This is a genomic window from Saccharibacillus sp. WB 17 (assembly GCF_008634075.2).
In the GTDB taxonomy this organism is placed as follows: domain Bacteria; phylum Bacillota; class Bacilli; order Paenibacillales; family Paenibacillaceae; genus Saccharibacillus; species Saccharibacillus brassicae.
Genome location: NZ_VPFK02000013.1, coordinates 1529 through 24936, shown reverse-complemented (window position 1 = coordinate 24936; position 23408 = coordinate 1529). Strand labels below are relative to the sequence as shown.

General features: G+C 58.4%; 15 protein-coding genes and 1 pseudogene. 10 read left to right on the top strand and 6 right to left on the bottom strand.

What is annotated here, in order from left to right; translation table 11 throughout:
- Positions 1–10: 10 nt before the first annotated feature.
- Positions 11–703, top strand: coding sequence for a GntR family transcriptional regulator (locus tag FTE24_RS05725; RefSeq protein WP_150235023.1), 693 nt, complete (start codon positions 11–13; stop codon positions 701–703).
- 207 nt (positions 704–910) lie between these two features.
- On the opposite strand, the gene FTE24_RS05720 is transcribed toward FTE24_RS05725, so the two are convergent.
- Both FTE24_RS05720 and FTE24_RS05715 read right to left on the bottom strand, forming a co-directional pair.
- On the bottom strand, positions 911–3217 hold the full coding sequence (locus tag FTE24_RS05720) for a hypothetical protein (RefSeq protein WP_150235025.1): 2307 nt from the start codon (positions 3215–3217) through the stop codon (positions 911–913).
- Positions 3218–3394: 177 nt separating this feature from the next.
- Positions 3395–4933, bottom strand: coding sequence for an FAD-dependent oxidoreductase (locus FTE24_RS05715; RefSeq protein ID WP_141447492.1), 1539 nt, complete (start codon positions 4931–4933; stop codon positions 3395–3397).
- 248 nt (positions 4934–5181) lie between these two features.
- Here FTE24_RS05715 and FTE24_RS05710 point away from each other — a divergent pair, with 248 nt between their 5' ends.
- Both FTE24_RS05710 and abc-f read left to right on the top strand, forming a co-directional pair.
- On the top strand, positions 5182–5433 hold the full coding sequence (locus FTE24_RS05710) for a hypothetical protein (RefSeq protein WP_150235026.1): 252 nt from the start codon (positions 5182–5184) through the stop codon (positions 5431–5433).
- Between the two features lie 228 nt (positions 5434–5661).
- Positions 5662–7581, top strand: coding sequence for a ribosomal protection-like ABC-F family protein (abc-f, locus tag FTE24_RS05705; protein WP_150235028.1), 1920 nt, complete (start codon positions 5662–5664; stop codon positions 7579–7581).
- An 860-nt stretch (positions 7582–8441) separates the two neighbouring features.
- Here abc-f and FTE24_RS05700 read toward each other — a convergent pair.
- On the bottom strand, positions 8442–9308 hold the full coding sequence (locus tag FTE24_RS05700; RefSeq protein ID WP_141447489.1) for a manganese catalase family protein: 867 nt from the start codon (positions 9306–9308) through the stop codon (positions 8442–8444).
- A gap of 365 nt (positions 9309–9673) precedes the next feature.
- Here FTE24_RS05700 and FTE24_RS05695 point away from each other — a divergent pair, with 365 nt between their 5' ends.
- The 3 genes from FTE24_RS05695 to FTE24_RS05685 all read left to right on the top strand — a co-directional run bounded on the left by FTE24_RS05695 (position 9674) and on the right by FTE24_RS05685 (position 13825).
- Positions 9674–10639: an aminoglycoside phosphotransferase family protein gene (locus FTE24_RS05695; RefSeq protein ID WP_150235030.1), complete on the top strand. Its 966-nt coding sequence runs from the start codon at positions 9674–9676 to the stop codon at positions 10637–10639.
- A 307-nt stretch (positions 10640–10946) separates the two neighbouring features.
- Positions 10947–12341 (top strand): MBOAT family O-acyltransferase, encoded by a 1395-nt coding sequence (locus tag FTE24_RS05690; RefSeq protein WP_141447487.1) that lies wholly within the window; start codon positions 10947–10949, stop codon positions 12339–12341.
- A 32-nt stretch (positions 12342–12373) separates the two neighbouring features.
- Positions 12374–13825 carry a stalk domain-containing protein gene (locus FTE24_RS05685; protein ID WP_150235032.1) on the top strand — a complete coding sequence of 484 codons (1452 nt, stop codon included), beginning with the start codon at positions 12374–12376 and terminating at the stop codon, positions 13823–13825.
- Positions 13826–13936: 111 nt separating this feature from the next.
- Here FTE24_RS05685 and FTE24_RS05680 read toward each other — a convergent pair whose 3' ends face one another.
- From FTE24_RS05680 to FTE24_RS05670, 3 genes are all read right to left on the bottom strand, one after another.
- Positions 13937–15292 (bottom strand): helix-turn-helix domain-containing protein, encoded by a 1356-nt coding sequence (locus FTE24_RS05680; RefSeq protein WP_150235034.1) that lies wholly within the window; start codon positions 15290–15292, stop codon positions 13937–13939.
- 10 nt (positions 15293–15302) lie between these two features.
- The gene (locus FTE24_RS05675) at positions 15303–16637 is read right to left on the bottom strand and encodes a hypothetical protein (RefSeq protein ID WP_150235037.1); all 1335 of its coding nucleotides are present in this window, start codon (positions 16635–16637) and stop codon (positions 15303–15305) included.
- Positions 16638–17009: 372 nt separating this feature from the next.
- The gene (locus FTE24_RS05670) at positions 17010–18383 is read right to left on the bottom strand and encodes a tetratricopeptide repeat protein (protein ID WP_150235038.1); all 1374 of its coding nucleotides are present in this window, start codon (positions 18381–18383) and stop codon (positions 17010–17012) included.
- Between the two features lie 441 nt (positions 18384–18824).
- Between FTE24_RS05670 and FTE24_RS05665 the strand changes: the two genes are divergently transcribed.
- The 4 genes and pseudogenes from FTE24_RS05665 to FTE24_RS23210 all read left to right on the top strand — a co-directional run.
- Positions 18825–19676, top strand: a complete 852-nt coding sequence (locus FTE24_RS05665; RefSeq protein ID WP_150235040.1) for a uroporphyrinogen-III synthase — start codon at positions 18825–18827, stop codon at positions 19674–19676.
- A 70-nt stretch (positions 19677–19746) separates the two neighbouring features.
- The gene (locus FTE24_RS05660; RefSeq protein WP_141447481.1) at positions 19747–20133 is read left to right on the top strand and encodes a phasin family protein; all 387 of its coding nucleotides are present in this window, start codon (positions 19747–19749) and stop codon (positions 20131–20133) included.
- A 1-nt stretch (position 20134) separates the two neighbouring features.
- Positions 20135–21808 (top strand): ABC1 kinase family protein, encoded by a 1674-nt coding sequence (locus tag FTE24_RS05655; protein WP_150235042.1) that lies wholly within the window; start codon positions 20135–20137, stop codon positions 21806–21808.
- 320 nt (positions 21809–22128) lie between these two features.
- Positions 22129–23406 (top strand): annotated as a pseudogene (locus FTE24_RS23210) (SulP family inorganic anion transporter); the annotation flags it as partial.
- Between the last annotated feature and the right edge of the window lie 2 nt (positions 23407–23408).

Genomic DNA, 23408 nt, shown 5'->3' with positions numbered 1-23408 from the left:
GCGCATGGCCATGACCGTTAAAGCGGAGATTTTGCGGCAGCTGAAGCACGATATACTGACGCTTGCGCTCAAGCCGGGCAGCCGGCTCGGCGAGACCGCTTTGTCGGAACGCTTCCGCATCTCCCGTACGCCGCTGAGGGACGTGCTGAAGCAGCTCGAACGCGAAGGGTATCTCGACGTCTACCCGAAGCGGGGCAATCTCGTGTCGTACATCGACCTGGAATCGGTCGAACAAATCATCTATCTGCGCGTCACGCTCGAACGGGACATTCTGCGCAATCTCGCTTCCCGCACCCGGCCGCTGCCGCCGGCAGGCGTGCTGGAGCTCGGCGGCATCCTGGAGCGGCAGGCCCAGATCGTCCGCAGCGGGCAGGACCGCGAAGATTTCCTGCATTGGGACGACGCTTTTCACCAGGCGCTGTTCGCGCTGGAAGGCCGGGAATTTCTGTGGGACCTGATCCGGCAGGCCAACGTCCATTACGCGCGGTACCGGCGGCTGCATCTGCTCGAACGATCGAAGATGGAGACGCTGCTCGGCGAGCATCGCCTGATCTTCGACAGCGTGGTCAACCGCGATGCCGCGCGGATCGACGAACTCGTGCGGCGCCATCTGCACGAAGACGTCAACGCGGCTTATTTGCGGGAACATTTTGCCGCTTACCTCAAGCTGCCGCCGCTCGGCGAGCCGGAGCAGCCGCTATAAGCGGAGGCGCTTGCGGCCGGTTCCGCCGGCGGCCGGGCAGAGCGGCAGAGCGAACCATGCAGGCGCCGGAAGCCACGGAGGAGCCGCACGGGAGACCGCACGGGAGGAGGCCGTACGGCAAAAACCGCAAGCCAAAAAGACGACTCCGGCAAGCATCGGAGTCGTCTTTTCGCTGCGGCTGACGGTTCTGCGGACCGGCGGCCGATTCTAGTTGCGGGTCGATCCTTCGACCTTCCCGTCGTATTCGGAGAAAGCGTCTTTAAGAATATCGAAGCTTTGCTTCGGCCGTTCGTGGTAGGCCGGCAGATCCCACGCATCCCATGTGTACATGCGGGATTTCGGGGCTGCTTTCGAAGCGGAGCCCGCCTGCGACAGCACGGCCGAGACCGAGATGCCGTTCGTGTCGATCGGCGTGACGCTGTCCGTGCCATACGGATATTTCCATACCTGCAGGCGGCTCGGATCGGTGAAGCCGAGCAGCATCCACGGGATGCGCAGCTCCAGCGTATCGCCTTCGAGATACCAATCCGACAAGTTGTTGAACTTGTCGGATTCCGGGTCGTTCGTGCCCCAGTGCAGCTTGCCCACGTCGTACGCTTCGAACGGCGTATCGACCTTGCTCTGGGGCAGGTACAGTTCCCGGTTCAGGGCAAGCTTCCACGGCAGGAAGATTCCGGCTTCGTCGTTCGCGTAGGCGGCTTTGTACGGCACCGACTTCAGCTTGTAGCCGTACAGCCAGCTGAACTGGTCGTAGCCGCTGTTCACGTACAGCCGTCCGCCCTGCCCGGCCTCGAAGCGGGCGAGGAATTCCTGTCCGCCGTCGAAGCGTATGCCCGGCGCAAGCTTCGCGTTCTTGCTGCCGCCCGGCGTCGTATCGAAGCCGAGCGTCAGTTCGTCCGCGTCGAAATTCCAGTCCCCGCCGTCTTTTTGCAGCAGCACGTACAGATCCGAAGCGTCGTGGGTCATCGCCATTTTCACGCCGTTCCCGACGTCTTCGGCGACCAGCCCGCGCTTTTCCCAGTCGTCGGTCCTGCCGTCGATCTTCATCGCGTCTTCGGCCGTTTCTTCCGGTTCGATCGCGACCACGCCGAAATGTTCTTCGTTGGTCAGGCGGTTGCGCCACATGGCCCGGCGGTCGCCGGGCGCTTCCAGTTCGATCGTGTTCCAGGTGAACTTGAACCATTCGTCCTGCCACTCGAACAGCAGCGCCCCGTCGTAATCTTCGTTATAGATCTGCTTGAGCATGCCCGCGTTCAGTTCGCCCTGCTGCTGTTCCTGGTGCATGCCCTGACTTCGGCCGAGCAGGCCGTAGTGGGCAATACCGCGGGAACTCGGCATGCCGAATTCGGCGATGATCAGCGGGATGCCTTTGTGATGCGCGCGCAGTTCGTTCAGATAGCCGGCATACGGATCTTTTTCCCCGGCGGCGTTCACGTAATCCAGATATTTCTGGTCGCGGCGCAGCGAATCCGGATAGTACGGATACACGTGGTACGACGCGAAATAACCGGCGGACCAGTCCTGCGTCGGTTCGATATGCATCGGATCGACGGGCACGAGGTCTTCCTGCGGCAGCGGCTCGTTCGGATGATCGAGCGGATCGGTCGTGACCCAGTTGGTAAAAGAAACCGGGTGTTGCCAGCCGTATTTCATCTCTTCTTCCGCCAGCACGTCGAGCATCTGCGCCAGCCAGCTCTCGAACGGGGAAGCCTCGGCCTTGGCGCGGAAATACTTGCCGGCGTAAGGCTTCATGCCGACATGCGCTTCGTTGGTCGCCTGCACGGCATACGGATACCATTCCGTGCCGACGATCCAGCCGAGCAGGTACGGCGAGACGTCGGCCTTGTACGTACCGGACGCGTGCCCGGTTCGGGCCGGGATATCGGCCTGGCCGTGCACGACGGCCGCCGCGTCGCGAATCTCTTGTTCGAAGCTGCTTGTGATCGTCTTGGAGAACGCGTCGCGGCCGTTCGAGTCGGCGCCGATCAGGTCTTCCTCCGGCGACCAGATGCCCTGCATCAGCATGAGCGGCTTGTCCTGGCCGGCGTTGAATTCCGCCAGCGCTTCATAGAAGTCCGGCGGCAGAATCGTGTAGATGCGGACGGCTTTGATGTTCATGGCCTGCATCTGCGGGAACCAGCGCAAATAGTCGTCTTTGGTCGGCGACACCTGGCCGGGGAAATGTCCCGGCGTCGTGGCGCCGAAGTTGATGCCGGGCCAGAACGAAGTCTGCCACTGCTTGCCGTCGTACGTCGCGAGCTGCCCGTCGACGACGGAAGCGGTGCGCTTGATCCCGTTTTGTTCGAACACGGGAATAACCGGTGCTGGAAGCGGCGCGGTAGCGGACGGATCGGAACCGGCCGGCTTGGAGTCGGGTCCGCCGGCCGTTTCGTCGCCGAAGCCGGCCGAACGCCAGATCAGGACGGCGGCCAACGCCAGAACGACCAGTCCGAGAAAGCTCAGGAAAACATACGGAATCTGCCGGGGCCTGCGGAAATTTTTGCGAGAACTCATGCTCCACCTCGGTTTGCATAAATTTCGTCATTGGAACGATTTTACTGTCATTGTACAGGATGCGCGGCGGGGATGCGCGGTTTTTATCGCATTGAAGCCTGCGGCGCCCGATCCGCAAAAACCCCGGTTTCCGCTGGGGAAACCGGGGCCATGCCGCGAAGTTCGACAAGCGGCCTTTTATTCTTCGATGCGTTCCAGCGGATCGGTCGCAGGGCCTTCGATCACGTCGCCGTTATACGCGAAGCGCGAACCGTGGCACGGGCAGTCCCACGAACGTTCCGCTTCGTTCCAGGCCGTCTCGCAGCCCATATGCGTGCAGGTCGTGTCGACGAGGAACAGCTCGCCTTTTGGATCGCGGTACGCGCCGACTTTTTTGCCGTTGTGGCGAACGAGCGCGCCCTGATCGGGTTCCAGGTTGCTGATCTTCTCGTCCGCGCCGCCGAATTTGCCCGTAATCATTTCCTTGGCCATTTTCATGCCGGTTACGAGCGTCTGTCCGAGGCTCTTGTCATTGAAGCGGCCCGGGTTGAACGTGTTCATATGCGGGTTGGAGCGGCGAATGACGTTGTCGCGAATAAGCAGGCCGGCGAACGTGCCGTTCGTCATGCCCCATTTGTTGAAACCGGTCGCGATGAACGTGAACGGATAGTCCGAGGACAGAGGCCCGATATACGGGATCTTGTCCAGCGTGGTGATATCCTGCGCCGACCAGCGGAACGGAATCTCGCGCGAACCGAACGTTTCGCCCGCGAATTTCTCCAGCGCCAGATAGTGGTCGAACGTGTTCTCGTCCTTGCCGGTCGGATGGTTCTCGCCGCCGACGATCAGCACTTCTTCGCCTTCGAACGTCGCCGAGCGGATCGAGCGCTTCGAGTCGTCGATGCTCAGGTACATGCCGCCCTGGAACGACGTTTCCGGCTTGACCGCAAGCGCGTACGAACGCTCGACGGACAGTCGGGTAAAGTAGCCCGCAGGCACGTTCCAGAACGGATAGTGGGTCGTGACGATCATCTCGTTGCAGTAGATGCGGAATTCGCCGTCGATCGTGTACGCTTCGATCGGCTTGCCGTATACCGCGCCTTCGATCGTCGTATTTTCATAGATCAGCCCGCCGTTCTCGATGATCTTCTCCACGAGGAACTTGAGGTATTTGAGCGGGTTGAACTGCGCCTGTCCCGGCATGGAGATGACGCCTTTGGCCTGGACCGGAATCGGCAGCGAATCGTGCCACTCGCCGGGAATGCCGAGTTCCTGGTACGCTTCGAACTCTTTGCGCAGATCGTCCAGTTTGTCGTCCTGCGTCGTATACAGATAAGCGGTCTCTTCTTGGAAATCGCAGTCGATGTTATGCTTCTGGACCATGTCGCGGATGAAATTCAGGCCTTCCATATTCGCTTCATAGTAGGATCTGGCGATTTCGGGACGGAAATTGGTCAGGAATTCGCTATAGATCAAGCCGTGCTGCGCGGAAATTTTGGCGGTCGTGTAGCCGGTCGTGCCGTCCAGAATCTGACCGGCATCGACCAACGCGACTTTGTAGCCTTCGAGCGACAGCAAATAGGCGGTCGTCACGCCGGCGATGCCCGCGCCGATTACGGCGGCGTCGACTTTGAGGTCTTCGCGCATCTCGGGGAAAGTCGGCAGCGTCGTGACCGTTCTCCACATGGACCTCGGGTATCTCGGAAGTTCGGATGGAACGTTGAATTTTTCGCTCATGTTTATGGTCCTCCTCGGTGTCGGTCGGGATTGTCTGAACTCTACCTCCCTTATTTACCACCTCGGGGCATTAAGAAACGAAAGAGCGAGCAGTCCAAGCAAGTAAACTTGTTCGGAGCTGTCGAAAATCGGATAAATCGGGCGAGCGGAGCCGTAAAAGCAAGGCGCCCTCAGCGTAAAAAAAGCTTGCCTTCTGCCGAATCGTCCGGTTAAGATAAACGCATACGACGACAAGGAGGTGAGACAGGATGCGTAATTTTAATTCGCTGAACTCTTTATTTGTAGTGCTCGATCGGCTGCCTTTGGCGCTGGGCGGCATTGTTCATGTTCAAAACCGCAACGGGATCAGTCTGTCCAAATTTGAGCCGACAACGCTGAAATTCGGTCAAGGCACCCGTCTGTCCGGAACTGCACATGACCAGCGAAATGCCGCTCCTGTCTCGCGTCTGCGGACAAGGTCAGCGCTCTTCGCGCGGCCGATCGACCAACCGCAGCCTTGACCGCCCCGGAACGCACTGTCCGGGCGTACGGTTCCGGCTTGCCGGGCCGCGCGTACTAGCGCTTCAACCTTCATCCGAATACGACTTTCGAGGCCGCAGGGGGACATTTCCCCTGCGGCCTTTTTGCATACCCAAAATTCGAATACGCGGGGGAAAGTCTCCGTCCGGTCCCGGAAGCGAGGGCGGTCGGAGCGCACCCATTACGGAACACGCGAAAGGATGAACGACATGTTAATGATCAACTGCTATCAAGTCAAAAAGTTTTACGGAGCCGAGGAAGTGCTGAGCGGAGTCTCGTTCGATATCTATGAAGGGGAAAAAGTCGGGCTGCTGGGCGGCAACGGAGCCGGCAAATCGACGCTGTTTCGCCTATTGTCCGGCGCGGAACCGCCCGACGAAGGAAACGTGTCGCTGCGCCGCGGCGCGCGCGTCGGCGTGCTGGACCAGATTCCGGATTACGGGGAGCAAAGCGTCGGAGACGTGCTGCTGGGCGTGTTCGGGACCTCGCTTGCGCTGCAGGCGAAGCTGCGCGAGCTGGAAGCGTCGATGAGCGGGGCGGAAGGCGCGGCGCTCGACCGGATGCTGCGCGAATATGGCGAGACGCAGGAAGCGTTCGAACGCGGAGGCGGCTACGAAATTCCGGCCAAAGTGGACACGGTCGCTTCCGGTCTGGGCATTTCCGCCGGGCAGCGGGAGCGTCCGTTCGCGGAACTGTCCGGCGGCGAGAAGACCAAAGTCGCGCTGGCTGCGCTGCTGCTGGAAGAAGCCGATCTGCTGCTGCTCGACGAGCCGACCAACCATCTCGACATGGAAGCGGCGGCGTGGCTGGAGAGCTTCATCCGCGATTCGTCATCGACGATCGTCGTCGTCTCCCACGACCGTTATTTTCTGACGCAGACGGTGGAAAAGGTCATCGAACTCGAAGACGGCGAAGCGACTTCGTATCCGTGCGGGTACGTGCAATACCGGGAGGAAAAAGAAGCCCGGCTGCTGCGTCAGTTCGAAGATTACAAAGAGCAGCAAAAAGTGATCAAGCAGATGAAAGAAGCGATCAAGCGGCTGATCGAGTGGGGCAAAAAGGGCGACAACCCGAAGTTTTTCCGCAAAGCCGCTTCCATGCAAAAAGCGCTCGACCGAATGGAAAAGGTCAAGCGCCCGGTGCTGGAGCGCACCGCGATCGGGCTGGCGCTTGCGACCGACGGACGCACGGGCGAAGACGTGCTGACGCTGGACGCGGTGCGCAAATCTTTCGGCAGCCGCGTCCTGCTGCGCGAAGCGGAAGCGCTGCTGCGCTACGGCGAACGCGCCGTGCTGGTCGGCGGCAACGGAGCGGGCAAAACGACGCTGATGCGCATGGTGCTGGGCCAGGAAAGCCCGGATGCCGGCGAACTGCGCCTCGGCTCGCGCGTGCGCCTCGGCTATCTGGCACAGGAAGAATCGCCGCCGGCCGACCGCACGAGCGTGCTTGATTATTACAAAGAGCAGGCCGCCATGGAAGAAGGCGAAGCGCGCGGCAGCCTGGCGAAGTTCCTGTTCTACGGCAAAGACGTGTTCAAGCCCGTCGCCGGACTATCCGGCGGCGAATGGAGCCGGCTGCGCCTGGCCGTGCTCATGCGGCAGAAGCCGAACCTGCTGCTGCTCGACGAGCCGACCAACCATCTCGACATCGCTTCGCGCGAAGCGCTGGAAGAAGCGCTGGAAGAATACGACGGCACGATTCTGGCCGTCTCGCACGACCGGTTCTTCATTAACCGCATCGCGCAGCGCGTCTGGTCGCTGGAAAGCGGCGAGCTTGTGTCGACGCTCGGCGGCTACGACGATTACCGCGCCGAGCGGCAGAAAGCGCAGCGCACAGCCGAGGAGCGCTCGGGAGCGCAGGGGGCGGGAGCGGGAGGCGCGAAGCCGGGTGAAGGGTCGGGAAGCCGGAATGGAGGGCAGAGCGAAGCACCGCGCCTCGATCCCGCGAAGCTGGAGCGGGACATTGCCGAACTGGAAGTGCGCGCAGCCGAACTCGGCGCAGCGCTGGCCGACCCGGCCCATGCGCTGGAGGCGCACCGCCTGAGCGAATGGCTCGCGGAGCAAGACGCGACGCAAGCCCGGATCGACGCGCTGACGGAAGCGTGGCTGGCGCTGGCGGACGGGGAGTGAAAAGCCCAAGCCGAATCCGGGCGGGCAGCGGTCAGGCGCATTGGCCGACAGCGAGAAAGGAACAGTAAAAGGTAAGAGCAGAGGTAGAGGGAGAGGGAGAGGGAGAGGGAGAGGGAGAGGGAGAGGGAGAGGTGGAGGTAAAAGTGACGGTGAAACAAAAGTGAATTTAAAGAGGAGAAAAGAAAATAAAAGGCGGTGAAAAGAGAGTCGGAGAAGGAGATTTCGTGCTGGGAGCGGCGGCGTGGATGCGGCGAACGAATCCGCACCGATGCAGGACGTTAAACGACAAGCAGGTCTATATTAAGCAAGCGTATGTTCAAAACAAACTTATGTTTAAAAAATTTATATTCAAAACGGGTTTGTATTCAGCTCGATTTGAGCTTCGTTTCGGTTTGTTATCCAATCCGCCGGCACACAATCTGCTCAGTCTGGCGGCGAAAGACACGAAATAACTGCGAAAATACAGTTATTTCGTGCTTTTCGCAACACCATCCGCAAATAGCTGCACCAATGCATCTATTCGGCGGCGAATGGCTCCTTTTGAGCCATATGGCTTCAAATAACTGTATCTGCGCAGTTATTTGAGTTTTGACCGGCAACGCAAGCGAATTAACTGTATCTACGCAGTTATTTCTTCGGAAGCGGGCTTGCCGCGTCTGCCGGCGTCGAATCGGCCGCGCTTTCGCGTCTATGCAGCGCCCGCGCCGCCCCAGCGCCAGCGCCGCGCCTCGCGCCCGGCCGCGCTTTCGCGCCTGCGCCGCGCCTGCACCTGCGCCGCCGCAAGCCCACACAAAAAAGGACGTCCCCCTACAGGAGACGTCCTTTTTTCAACCTTCCTAATCCTCTAACCCATCCCCCGCTTACAGCAGCCCTTTGCCGGCTTTGCTGCTTTCGTTCGTCAGCTTCGGCAGGGCGCCGGGGCGGGAGAACGTGAAGTCCGGCGCCGGGGTGAGGACCGGCTTTTCGCCCATGGCCTGAGGTTTCGCGACGTACTCGAATTTGCCCTGGTTGTCCATGGACGGGCCTTTGGCCCAGCGGCCTTCGGCGCTTTCTTCGCCCTCGGAGAAGTTCATGAACTGGTGCGAGACTTCCTGCAGCTCCAGCTCGCGAGGGAACGAAGCCGGCACGATGGTGCCTTCCATCGATTCGATCTCGGCGATAGCGGCCATCCACTGGTTCTGGTGCATCGTATCGCGCGCCAGCATGAAGCCCATCATCTTGCGGATGCCGGGGTCGGTCGTCATCTCGTACAGGCGGGCAACCTGCAGGCGGCCCTGGGACTCGGCGTTGAGGTTCGCACGGAAATCGGCGAGCAGGTTGCCGCTGGCTACGATGTAGCGCGAGTTCCACGGGTAGCCTACGCTGTCGGTCGGCGTCGCGCCGAGGCCGGACACGATCAGGTGCTGCGGATTCATGCCGCCTAGCGCCGCTTCGATCAGCGGGTCTTTGGCCGCTTCTTCGAGTTGGTCGACCGGCGCGCCGTCCAGCAGTTGGGCGATCATCGTGGTCAGCATTTCGACATGGCCGATCTCTTCCGTGCCGATATCCAGCAGCATGTCGCGGTATTTCTGATCGGCGCGACAGTTCCAGCCCTGGAACAAATACTGCATCATGACGGACATTTCGCCGTATTGGCCGCCGAGCACTTCCTGCAGCTTTTTGGCGAAAATCGGGTCCGGTTTTTCCGGTCTGGCGTGGTATTGAAGTTCTTTCATGTGGATAAACATCGTAACTCCTCCTCTTGATGGTCAAGTTGGTCTCTGGCTGCTAAAGGCCTGAAAACGTTCGACTTTCCGACGAAGCTTACAGAAAGATGCATATCTGGATATGAACACTCAATCCGTTCCGCTATTTTTTTACCCGCCTCACGGAAATTTAATCTTTTTTGCGAACGAAAAAGGATACGGATTTTATTTATCGAAAGGAACAGCAAGCGATACAACGCGCAGCATCGGGCTCATGATCGAAAACGGATCAAAAAAATCGAAAACGGATCGAAAACGGATCGAATCAGTCGGGCGGAGCGTCTAATCATGGGCGGAAACGAAACCTGCTGCTGCCAAAAAAGACCTTGAAGGAGCGAAAACCCGATATGGAGAGCGTAACGAAACGGAGATTAAGCACGGAAGAGATCGAGCGGATCGCGCAAAAAACGTTCGGATGCGGCTGCACGAAAATCGAGGAGTTGACCGAAGGATGGGCCAATTCGGCGTACGCGCTGGACTTGGAGAACGGCGGGACGGCCATTCTCAAATCGGCGGCGGAGTCCGAGGAAGGCCGGATGCGCTGCGAGCGCGGGCTGATGCGGACCGAAGTCGAGGTCATGCGCAGGCTCAAGGAAGCCGGTACGGTGCCGGTTCCGGACATTTATGCGTACGATGCGGAAAAAACGATCGTGCCGTGCGAATATTTTCTGATGGAGCGGTTGACGGGCACGTCCTACGACAAAGTGCGCGGCGAGCTGCCGTCCGGGGAACGCGAAGCGATCGACGCGGAACTGGGCCGCTTTTTCCGGCAAATTCATGAGATCAAAGGAACGGAGTTCGGCTATTACCTGCCCCATCCGTCGAACGCTCCGAACTGGGACGACGCTTTTCTTGCGCTGATGCGCGACGTCATGCAGGACGGGCGGGACGCGGGCGTGGAGCTGCCGATGTCCTACGAGGAACTGGACGAGCAGTTGGAGCGCCATCGTCCGTCGCTGCGGGCATTCACGACGCCGACGCTGATCCACTGGGATTCCTGGCCGGGCAACGTGCTGGTCAAGGACGGACGGGTGGAAGGGATCATCGACTTCGAACGCGCGCTGTGGGCCGATCCGCTGATGGAATACGGCTTCGGCAAATTCATGGATTCGCCGGCTTACGAGACGGCCTACGGTCTGGAAGGCGAAGCGTCCGATCGAATCGTTCGCCGGGCGCTGTACCCGCTGTATCTCGATCTGGTCATGCGGGTGGAATGCGATTACCGGGGGTTCGGGCCGGAACATACGCAATGGGCGCAGCAGAATCTGAAGCATGGCTGGGAGCGGCTGCTGGACATGACGAACAGTCTGTAGCGTCTTATGCACACTGTGCGGCCGTACCGCGGAATTCTTTTTTCTGCGGTACGGTTTTTTTGATGCGCGAACGCGTTTGGGCTTCAAAGCTGCAAAAAGGTACAAAAAGTTGGAATAAACTTTAATTTTGTCCCAACTTCGTTGCTTAGACATGGGTCGAGTCGGTATAATGGGCGTTGTGCGTAAACGGCTTTTTTAGCCGGTTTTCGCGCGGTCTTTTGGATGTGTCCACTGGGTAAATCTCGCATTCGCGCCGCTTTGCGTTCGCCTTCCGGCGGAGCGCCAGGCGAAGAGAGGAAGGGAAGACGTGCTTTTCAATTCTTACGAGTTTATTTTTGCGTATTTGCCGGTCGTCTTTATCGGCTACTTTGCCTTGAACCGGTTCAAGCTCTACAATCTGGCCAAGATCTGGATGGCGTTGGCCTCGCTGTTCTTTTACGCCTATGAGGATACGCGGTATTTGCCGCTCATTCTGGGCTCGATCGCATTCAACTACATAGTGGGGCGCGGCCTCAGCCATATCAATGCGAACGGCGTGAACCACAAAGGCCGCTGGCTGCTGATTCTCGGCGTGGTCGGCGACGTGGCGCTGCTCGGCTACTACAAGTATGCCGACTTCTTTATTGACAATTACAACGGATTGTTCGGACAGGACGCTTCGCTGCTGCACATCGTGCTGCCGCTCGGCATCAGTTTCTTCACGTTCACGCAGCTCGCCTACCTGGTCGACGCTTATCGCGGCAAAGTGAAGGAATACAACGTAGCCAACTACATTTTGTTCGTAACGTTTTTCCCGCATTTGATTGCCGGTCCGATTTTGCACCACAAGGAAATGATGCCGCAGTTCGACGATCCGGAAGGCAAACGGATCCGGGCCGACAACATTTCGCGCGGTATTTTCATTTTCTGCATCGGCTTGTTCAAAAAGGTCATCATCGCCGACCTGCTTGCGCCGATCGCGACGGCGGGCTTCGACAGCGGGCAGGCGCTGCACTTCGTGGAAGCCTGGACGACGTCGCTCGCCTATACCGGCCAGCTGTACTTCGACTTCAGCGCATACTCGGATATGGCGATCGGCCTCGGCCTGATCTTCAACATCAAGCTGCCGGTCAACTTCAACTCGCCGTACAAAGGCACGAGTATCAAGGACTTCTGGGCGAGATGGCATATGACGCTCAGCCGTTTCCTGAAAGATTATATTTACATCCCGCTCGGAGGCAACCGCAAAGGCACGACGCGGACCTACATCAACTTGTTCCTGACCTTCCTGATCGGCGGATTCTGGCACGGAGCGGGCTGGACTTTCATCATCTGGGGCGCGATGCACGGCGCTGCGCAGGTCGTTCAGCGTCTCTGGCAGCTGACCGGCATCAAGATGAACAAATACGTCGGCTGGTTCATTACGTTCAACTTCGTCAATATCGCCTGGGTATTCTTCCGGGCGCAGCACTGGTCCGACGGCGTGCGCATCCTCAAAGGGATGTTCGGCATGAGCGGGGTAATCCTGCCTCCGGATCTGCTGACGGCAGGGCTGCCGCTCGTCGCGGTGTCGCTGCTGATCGCTTTGTTCGCGCGCAACTCGATCGAATTGACGGAACGTTTCAAGCCGACGCTCGGCCGGGCCGTATTCGCGGCTGCCCTTTTCGTCGTGTCGCTTCTGTATTTCAACCAAATCAGCGAATTCCTCTACTTCAACTTCTGAGATAAGGATTCGGTTCGTCATGGGGGAAGGTTATGGATAACAAAGGTTATCGCAAGTTTTTGATTAAATTTACCGCCAGCGTGCTCGTGTTCGCGCTGCTGGTCGGTTCGTTCATGTATGTCGTCGACCCGCTGCAAATGTACCGCAAGTCGTCGTTGTACCCGCCGCTGTATTCATCGCAGGAGCGTTACCAGAACGCGGGTCTTGCCCGCAGCTACGATTACGATACGATCATTCTCGGCAGTTCGATGACCCAGAACTTCGTACCGTCATACGTGGAGAGCGTGCTGGGCGGCCAAGTCATGAAGCTGTCGATCGAAGGTTCGACGGCGATGGAACAAAGCGCCGTCGGCCGGACCGCGCTGGACACCGGCAAAGTCAAGCGCGTCCTCTGGGGCCTCGATTACTTCGCGATGCGCCAGGACGTCGGGGCGGAGTCGGAGAACATGCCGATGTACATGTACGATAACAACCCGTTCAACGATTACGAATATTTGTTTAATATCTCGAACGTCAAGCATGCCTGGAAAGCGCTGACGACGCCGGAAGAAGAGTCCAAAGCGTTCCGGAATCTGGATCTGCTGCGCAACTGGGACAAATCGGCCAAGTACAGCCAGGCGGCCGTGCTCGATACGTGGGAGAAAGCCCGAATCAAGGAAGCCGGCTACGGTAAAAACGAATTTTCGCTCGAAAACGTGGAAGCCGTGTTCAACAAATACGTGCTGAGCCTGATCGAAGAACATCCGGAAGTGGAATTCACGTTCTACTACCCGCCGTACACCATTTTGCGTCAGCAGGTCTGGGCAGAGACGAATCCGGTCCGGGCGGAAAACCAGTACGCGATGAAAAAGTATATGTTCGAACAGTTCAGCAAGCATTCGAACGTCAGCGTGTACGATTTTCAGGAAGATTCGTCGATCACGTACGATCTGGGCCAGTACAAAGATTTGTCCCACCACAGCCAGGACATCAACGAACGGATCGTGCGCGAAATCGCGGAAGGCAAACATTTGTTGACCGCAGACAACGTGGACAAGTTCAACGAAGAGCTGGAGAGCCAGCTGTCGCATCTGGCGGTCGATATGGACAGCGGGGCGTTCAGCCTGTTCGTCTACGTCGACGGCAAGGAAGTGGAATTCGGCGTGCCGGCCCAGGTGCGCGAAGGCCATATTCTCGTGCCGATCAAGGAGCTGGCGGCCGCATTGGGCGCCGAATTCGGCTTCGACGGCACGAGCGTCGTCAAGCTGCGCAAAGGCGATATCGTCGCGACGCTGACCAAAGGCAGCGCGCAGATGACCGTGCAGCGCGGCGGGAACGAAGCCGATGCGCAGACGGTCGATCTCGGCTACGAGATGCAGAATCTGAGCGGCAGCATGATGGTGGCGGCCGAGCCGGCTGCCGACGTGTTCGCGCAGTCGCTCGAAGTGACGGAGCCGCAGCCGTATCTCAAAGAGATCCGGATCGAGACCGGTTCGGCGGAATAAAGCGTTACCGCGCGCGAAGTTCGTTCGCGCACACCTACACGAAAAAGCGCCGCGAAGCAGGGAAATTCCTGTTCCGCGGCGCTTTTTCGTTTGGGCCGCGGCGCTTCCGGGCTATTCGGCTTCGCCGGCCGCTGCGGGAACGGGCGGCACGAACATCGGCGGCAGCGACAGCAGCGAAGCGAGCTGCCGGAAATGCTGCGGATTGTTCAATTCCTGCGACAGCTTCCAGCAGTGGCGCACATGCTCCGCGGCTTGGGCGCATCGGCCGCGGCGGTTATGGTAGACGGCCAGATGGAAGTGCAGGCTGGCAAAGCTGCTGCGTACGATCGGTTCCGGATAATAATTGCCGGGCCTCTGCGCCATATAGCGGTCCAGCGGCACGTAATGGTCTTCGAGCAGGCGGTCGACGTCCGCGTCGTAACGGTTCGCCGCTTCGACGATGTTGACCAGGCCGCTCACCGTTTCGTTCGGATGGCGCTGCATGTACTCGGAATAAGCGGGCAGCACGGACAGGTTGCCGAGCGTCAGCTCCAGGTCGAGCATGTTGCCGAGCGCGAACACTTTGAACTGCTCGACTTCCTCACGTCCGTCGTCGTCCATCCCTTCGAAGTCGTCCAGATTGCCGTAGCGCTCGCCGTACGTACGCGCTTCTTCGTAGCGCTTCTGCCCGATCAGCGCCAACTGCTTGTGCAGGAGGCCGCTGCCGTAATAGAACACGAGCGGTTTGACCGGCCGGACCGGCGGTTCGTCTTCCTGCGGCTTTGCCGTGCCCGAGCGCAGCTCCGCGTACAGTCCAGAAGCGGCTTCGAACAGTTCGTCGGCCGCGGCTTCCATCTCGGCGTACTTGCCGAGTTCGTAGTAGAGGTTGCCGAGGCGCAGCAGCGCGTCGAGTCTCAGACGGATCGGAAGCAGGCCGCAAAAAGGTTCGAACCGGACTGCGGCTTTGAGCTTTTCTTCGCCGTCTTCGCTGAGCCGGGCACGAAACAACCGGTATTGGCTGACCGCCAGGCGGAGCGAATGCTGGTGTTTCTCGTGTTCGATGACACTTTCGTAGAACGGGGCGGACCGCACAAAATGACCGTTCATGAACAGTTCTTCGCCTTTTTCGAACACGAACGGCACGTACTTGAGATCTTCGAGCAGCCGCCTCAGCACTTCATGCACGAGATCGGTCCGCCCCGATTCGGAGCAGGCCAACAGAAAAGGCTCGATCCGCCGCCGGTTCGGCTTGCCGCCGTAGAAGCATTCCCCGACGTATTCGTCGAACAGCCAGCCGGGGGGCATGCCCAGCGCCCGGGTGATCGTATCCAGTTGGTGAAAAGAAACGGGCTTCGGCGGCGTGCTGTTCAGAATTGCGCTGAATACGCCCCGGTTAATGCCCGATTTTTCGCTCAACGTCGAGAAGTTAAGGCCCTGATTCGCCATTTCTTTTTCGATCGCCGAACGCAGTTCAAACGATTTTTGCATGATGCACCTCTCAGAGGTCCTCCGGTTCGGACTGCCCGCTGTACATGAGCGTGAGCGAAGCAAGCAGCCGGAACATTCGGTGATTGTTCAATCGACTCGAGAGCTCCCAGCTTTGCAGCGCCGCTTGAAGCGACTCTTCGAACCGGCCCCGGCCGAAGTGGTAGATCGAGAACTGGTAGAGCAGGCGGGCGAAGCGATTGCGGCACACCTGTCTGTAGTAGGCGTTGTCCTGCAGTGCCAGCATCTGCTCCAGGTCGAGCGGAAAGCGCGGCAGCCATTCGTCGACCGAGATGCCGAACCGGTTCGCGGTCTTGAGCAGAACGATGAGGCCGGATACCGTTTCTTTGGGATGCAGTTCGAGCATGTCCACATAGTCCGGCAGCACTTCGAGTTCCCCGCCGAGCAGCCGGCAGCCCAGTCGGTTGGCCTGCGCGAACAGCGTCATGCCCCGTGCGGCCTGCTGCGCTTCGGCGTCGCTGCCGGCCAGCCAGCTCAAGTCTTCGTAAAAGCGGGAATACGATTGGGCGGCCTCGAATTCGCCTTTTTCGCACAGCGCGATTTGCTTGACGACATAACCCTGCCCGTAATAAAAGACGAACGTCCGGCCGAGCGGGGAATCCGGGCGGAACGGTCTTCCGGGCTTTTCTTTCGTGCCGAACAGCCGGAGGCAGAGCGAGATCAGTTCGTCGCCCAGCTTCTCCAGTTCTTCGGCGTCCATGCGGTTGTAGCACAGATAAGCCATGATCAGCAGCGATTGCATCTTGAGTTCGTCGGGCAGATTATCGCGGTAAGGCGAGAAAGCATTGAGCTGTCGGGAGTTGTTCTCTTCGTCCTGATTGAGACGGAGCATGAAGAGGCGGTAATGGCAGACCGCTTTTTCAACAGAATGACGGTCGTCCTGATGCAGCAGCATATACTCAAATAGACGTTCCACAAGGATTTTGGTTCCCTCTTTTTTGAAACCAAGCTCCGCAATTTCAAACAGGAGCGGCAAATAACGGGAATCGCCTTCCAGTCGGGCCAGAATCCGTTCAACGCATGCCGCCTGCCCGAGCTCGATGCATCTTGTCAGGAACGGCTTGATTCGGCTTCGGCTCGGACGGCCGTCGAAGAAGCATTCGTCGACGTAAAGGTCGAAGTAAGCTTCTTCCTTGAGCCCGAGCGCCGAAGTGATTTGGGTCAAATGATGAAAAGCCATCGGACTGCGCCGCGACGCTCCGCCTACGAGAATAAGGCTGAGCGATCCGCGGGAAATTCCGGATTTTTCCGACAAAACGGAGAAGTTGTAACCCAACTCCCGCATATCCTGTTTGATGGCCGATCGAAGTTGGCTGGAAGTCTGCATGTAGGCACCTCGGTCAGGAATATGAAAAAGCCGACCCGACGAATGTCGGGCCGAAAATTGAATTGCAAGCGAGAAAAACGTGTACTCTTCTATCGATCGATTCATTATAAGCCCCGATAGCGAAACGTTTGTGACATATCTTTAATATCTTAGTAACTAAATAAAGAAAAGTGGAGGGTTGGGGGGAGTTGGAAGGAGGACCGATTAATCTTGAGAAACCAAAAAAGCGTACGATGAATGCTGCTTCATCATACGCTTTTTTGGAAAAAAAATTAGAAGATGCCTGTTCCGTTAGTCAGTGTCGTGAAGAAGCCTGGCAGCTTGGCAGCGGCTACGACGAGCAAAGCGGCGACGAGCGAAAATTTAGAAAACTTAGACATTGAGATACACACTCCTCATCAGATTTTCGTAGGTCTTGGTTTGTTCGGCATTCGCGAAAGAACGAAGTTCTTCAAAAAGAGGAACACTCTTCATGAAGATGTTCTTGTTGCTTATTTTAACAGTCATTTCAAGACACTGTAAAGCATAAGATAACGCGCGGTCATACCGTTTTTGACGAAAATGATAGCGGGCCAATTCATAAAAAATGCTGGCGTACCGGTTCAAGCTGCTCGTTCGCTTATAATTCAGGGTGTTGATGTTATAGCTTTGGAGGGCAGGAGAGAAATGGTCGACGAAAGGGTCGATGGAAGCTTCGTATTTATTGGCGCATTCCAGCACGGTAAGAAAGCTGGGCAGCACTTCGTCCGGATTCTCGTCCAGAAATTCGGTATACGCGTCGAGTACGTCCATGTTGCCGGCCAGCACTTCCAGATTCATCTCGTTCGCTTTGGCGTACAGTTTGAAATTTTCGACTTCGGCCCGCCCGCTTTTGTCCAGGGGCAGCTCAAAATCGCTGAGGTCTTTGTAGGCGTCTATGCACTGCCGGGCCGCCTCGTAATTGCCCTCCTGCTCGTACACCGCTTCCCGCAAAATAAAGCTGTGACCGTAATAGAAAATAAGCGGGCGTTCGGTCGGAATCGGCTTTTGGGAGCTGTTCTTCCGCGCTTTTTTCTTCTCGATTTCGTAAATGGCCTGCACGAACTCATGCAGTTCCGTCGAATAAAGCTCCACTTCGGTCCATCTCTCAAGCAGCAAATAAACGTTCGCCAGCTTCAGCAGGCCGTCGAGGCGGTAATGGTCCGGCAGTTTGCCCGAGAACGGTTCGAAGCGCATGGCGGCCCGCCAATTTTGCTCGTTATCCTCGCCTAGAGCGGCGTGAAACAAACGGTAATAGCTGATCGCAAGCCGCTCCGAATGATGGTATTTCTCGTTCTCCACCACGCATTCGTAGAAAATGAGCGATTCCTGTTTGCGGCCCGTCGTGAACAGCGTCTCCGCGATGTCGAAGATCATCGAGACGTGCTTGAGATCTTCAAGCAGGCGGGACAGCACTTCGCGGATGCAGTCGGTTCGTCCGAGTTCGGCGCAGCGGATCAGGAAAGGCTCGACGCGTCGCCGGTTGGGCTTGCCGTCGTAGAAGCATTCTTCGATATACAGGTCGAACATCCAGCCTTCCGGTTTGCCGAATGCGCGGGTGATCGCTTCCATCTGGTTCAGGGAAATCGGCTTCGGCGGGGTTCCGTTCAGGATGGCGCTGAAGATGCCGCGGTTAATGCCGGACCGTTCGCCGAAACTGGAAAAGTTCATGCCGAGTTCGGCGATGCCGTTTTCAATTTCCGAACGGAGAGTTTTCGTTAGTTCCATGTCTGCACCTCGCTTACGCTGCTAGAGTCCATTCCGGGTCTAGGCTTCTCATATAATGCTTTTAATACTAGTAATTTACAATATACAGGACGGAACGAATAAAGGTCAACGACTTTCGCGCAGGCAAAAAATGGATGGAACCGGAAGTGTATTCGTTGGCTGCGCTTCTTACATTTAGAGGGAAAAATCGGATCGTGTGCGGACTTGGATGGTGCGTTAGATTATATATCGGAAAGCCGCAGGAAGATATGATAGTAATTTTGGCCATACATGAATATAAGTATTTTTAAGGGTAAAAGAGAAGGGAAGGACGCGCTTTTGGAGATTCGGGGCGTTTTGGGTCCGGGCGGTTGCAATTTTGCGTCGGGGAAGCGAAAATAGGTGGAAAGCGGCACGGCCGTATGGAAAGCCTTCTACAAAGACAAGGGAGGGGCAAATCGGTTGGCGAAAAGACTGGAAGGAAAACGGATCGCGATTACCGGTCCGCGCAAAGCGGAAGAGTTGAGCAAAATCGTGCAGAACATGGGCGGAACAGCGCTCGTGCGCCCGGCGCAGGGAACGGTGTTTCTGGACGAACCGGAACTGGGCGGCGGGATCTCGGAATGGATCCGCCTGAAGCCCGAGTGGTCCCTGCTGACGACCGGGATGGGGCTGGAAGCGCTGATCAATACGGCGCAGGAGATGGAAGTGTCGGAAGCTTTTATGGAAGCTTTGGCCCATTCGAACGTCGCGGCCCGCGGGTACAAGACGGTCAACGCGCTCAAGAAGCGCGGGATCGCCCCGCTCGTCCGCGACGACGACGGCAGCACGGAAGGACTGATTCGCGAGCTGGAAGCGCACGATTTGTCCGGAACGAAAGTGATGGTGCAGCTGCATGGCGATCCGGCGCCGCATCTCGTCTCCTGGCTGGAGAGCCGCGGGGCTTCGGTGCGCACGGTACTGCCTTACAAGCATATCGCGCCGCCGGACGAACAGCTTGAGCAGCTGCTGGGCGACATTCTGGAGCGCCGGGTGGACGCCGTGACGTTCACGAGCGGCCCGCAGGTGCGTTTCCTGATCGGGCATGCGGCCGCGGCGGGCAAGGAAGAAGCGCTGCGGGCTTCGTTCGAGCACGAAGTCGTGGCGGTGGCAGTCGGCAAGGTGACTGCCCAGTCGATCCGCGAAGAAGGCATCGAGCGCGTGATCGCGCCCAAAGAAGAGCGGATGGGCAGCATGATGGTGGAATTGGCGAAGTATTACGCGTCTTCCGGCGAAGAACGGGCGGAAGACGGGGAAGAAGAAAGCACGATTTGAGCTTTCGCGTTCCTGAAGGTTGCATGGGACAAGCGAACGTATCCTATTTCATAAACGGAGGAATCTTTCAATGAGCGATCTGTTTAAAAAGGCGTTGTCTCTCGGAATCGGCCTGACGGTAGCAAGCAAGGAGAAAGTGGAGAAAACGGTCGAGGAATTGGTGAAAAAAGGCGAGATCGCGCCGTCCGAATCGAAAGCGGTCGTCAACAAGCTGATCGAGCGCGGGGAAGAAGAACGTTCGACGATCAAAAACATGGTGCAGGATCAGGTTCGCCGCGTGCTGCAGGAACTGGACGTTCCGTCGGGCAGCGACGTGGTCAGTCTTGAGCAGCGGATCGCCGTGCTGGAACAGCGCGTCGCCCAGCTCGAAGGCGGCAAGCCTGCGGTAACGGCAGACCCGGCTGCGGAGACGAACAACTACCGGACAGGCGCGCCGGGCGAAACGACGGCCGAGTAACATGGCGGTCCATATCCGGCATGCCGGCCGCTACCGGGAAATCGCGGTCGCATTGATCCGGCACGGCTTCGGCTATATGGTCGAAGAGATGGGACTGACGCGCGTTCTGCGGCTGCCCATCCGCTGGATCCGGCGCGAGGCGCCGGAAACGAAAACGCTCGGCGAGCGTATCCGTCTCGTCATGGAAGCGCTTGGGCCTACGTTCATCAAGCTGGGGCAGCTGGCGAGCACCCGCTCGGACCTGCTGCCGGCGTCCGTCGTGCTGGAACTGTCCAAGCTTCAGGACGACGTGCCTCCGTTCGGGGCGGAAGAAGCCAGGCAGATCGTGGAGCTTGAGCTCGGCGGTTCGATCGAGAGCTTCATGACCGATTTTTCGGAAGAGCCGATCGCCGCCGCTTCGATCGGGCAGGTGCACAGCGCCCGCCTGATCGAAGGAGGGCAGCGGGTCGCGGTCAAAGTGCAGCGGCCCGGCGTCAAGCGGCTGGTCACGCGGGATCTGGAAATTTTGCACGACCTCGTCGCACTTGGCGAGAAACGTTGGGAGTGGGTAACCCGCTACCAGGTGACGCAGCTCGTGGACGAATTTGCGCGCTCGATGGAAGCAGAGCTGGATTACACGTCGGAAGCGCGCAACATGGAGCGGATCTCCGCGCAGTTCAGCCAGGACCCCCATATCCATGTGCCCGACGTGCTGTGGGCCTGTACGTCCGAACGCGTGCTGACGATGAGCTACATCGAAGGCATCAAGCCGACGGACCGGCAGTACCTCGAACATCGCGGCTACGACGTGAAGACCATCGCGTCGCGGATCGTGAACGCCGTGCTGAACCAGATTTTTATCGCCGGCTTTTTCCATGCGGACCCGCATCCCGGCAATCTGCTCATCATGAAGGACGGATCGATCACGTTTCTCGATTTCGGCATGGTCGGCCGGCTCAGCCCGGATATGCGCGAGTATTTGTCGTCGCTTGTCATCGCGCTGATGCGGCAGGATACGCCGGCGATGGTGCGGGCGATCGAACGGATGGGCATGATCCACGAAGATACGGACGTGGGCGCGCTCAAGCGCGATCTGGAACGACTCAGGGAGCGCTATTACGACGTCGCTTTTTCCGACGTCAATCTGGGGCAGGTCATCAACGACTTCTTCTCCACGGCCCGCCAGCACGGTATCGGCATTCCGCCGGACCTGCTGATGCTGGGCAAGGCGCTGATCACGACGGAAGGCATGGTGGAGCAGCTCGATCCGTCGCTGAGCATCGTGACGTTGGCCGAACCGTTCGGCCGGAAGCTTGCGCGGGAGAAGTTCGGGCCCGACCGGCTGCGGCGCAAAACGGTCAGCGGGGCGCTCGGCCTGGCCGATTCGCTGGCGGGGCTGCCGGACCGGCTGCGCCACCTGACGTCCTTCATCAGCGGAGGCCGGGTCAAGGTCGAACTGGAGATGCCGGAGCTTAGGCGGGCGTCCCGGGGCGTCGACCGGCTCGTCAACCGGCTTGCGTTCAGCATCGTGCTGCTCGCGTTCAGCATCGTCATGGCCGGCCTCGTGGTCGGCGCTTCGCTGGCCCAGAAAGAGACCGTCATCTGGAATTATCCGATCATCGAGATGGGACTGGTCGTGGCGGTGCTGATGGTGCTGCTCCTGCTGCTGTCCATTTTCAAGTCGGGTCGTTTCTAGCGGGTGCAAATTCATGAAAAAAGCGGAAATAAACGGGTCAGACGGCGAAAAGGTTAGGAAATCGCCTTCTGGCTCTTTGTTTTGCGATTTTGCTGCTGTAGCCGTGCTTGTTCGAATTCTGTATAATGAGGGTCTTGACGACAACGGACCCGGGTTTTTCTGAAAGGGGAAAACGCCACGACTACTACCCTTTCAACGCTTAATCACAGGTTTACGTTTTCCTGAAACGCACACGCTTTAGGTGCGATTCAGGGGAGCGTAACCTTACCTTTAGTGTTGACAAGGTATTACAACAGTGAGATACGGAAAGCGAGAGGATTATGGAGTTCAGACAACAGTGGTTCGGCAATGTGCGGGGCGATGTCCTGTCCGGCATCACGGTGGCGTTGGCGCTGATCCCGGAAGCGATCGGGTTCTCGATCGTGGCCGGCGTCGATCCCATCGTCGGTTTGCATGCGTCGATCGTCATCGCGATCGTGATCGCGTTCGTCGGCGGGCGAGCGGGCATGATCTCGGCGGCGACGGGCGCGATGGCGGTGCTGATGGGCAGCTTGTACCGCGATTACGGGATGGAGTATTTGTTGGCGGCGGGCGTGTTGGCCGGCATCATTCAGGTTCTGCTCGGCGCTTTCGGCATCGGGCGCTTTATTACGTTTATCCCGAAGCCCGTCATGACGGGCTTCGTTAACGCGCTTGCGATCATTATCTTCATGGCGCAGCTTCCGCAGTTCGTCGGGGCGGGACCGGCAATGTATATCGTGGTGGCGGGTACGCTCGCGATCATCTATATCCTGCCGCGATTCACCAAAGCCGTTCCGGCGCCGCTCGTGGCGATCGTGGTCATGTCGCTGATCGCCGTCTGGTTGAATCTGGACGTCAAAACGGTCGGGGAAATGGGCGAACTCGGCAATACGCCGCCGATGTTCCATATTCCGCAGATCGAGCTGACGTGGAACATGTTCAGGGTCATTCTGCCGGTGTCGATCTCGCTGGCGCTGGTCGGACTGCTCGAATCGCTGCTGACGGCCACGATCGTGGACGACATGACCGAGACGAAGAGCAGCAAAAACGTCGAAGCCCGCGGTCAGGGTATCGCCAACATCGTCAACGGATTTTTCGGCGGCATGGCCGGCTGCGCGATGATCGGGCAGTCCGTTATCAATATCAAGTCGGGCGGACGCGGCCGGCTGTCGACCTTTACGGCCGGCGCGTTCCTGCTGATCCTGCTCGTGCTGCTGGGCGATATCGTCAGCCGGATTCCTCTGGCGGCGCTCGTCGGCGTCATGATCATGGTCTCGATCGGCACGTTCGACTGGAGTTCGCTGTACCGGGCGAACAAGATTCCGCTCGCCGATACGATCGTCATGCTGATCGTGGTCGGCATCGTCGTAGCGACCGACAATCTGTCGATCGGCGTAGGGGTCGGCGTCGTGCTGTGCACCTTGCATTTCGGTTGGAAAATCGCGAAGCTTAAAGTGACGGCAAACGTCGGGGCGGAAGACGGGGTCAAAGTATACGAAGTGCGCGGCCAGATGTTTTTCGGAACGGCGTCGCATTTCGTGGAACATTTTACGCCGGCGAACGATCCGGACCGGGTCGT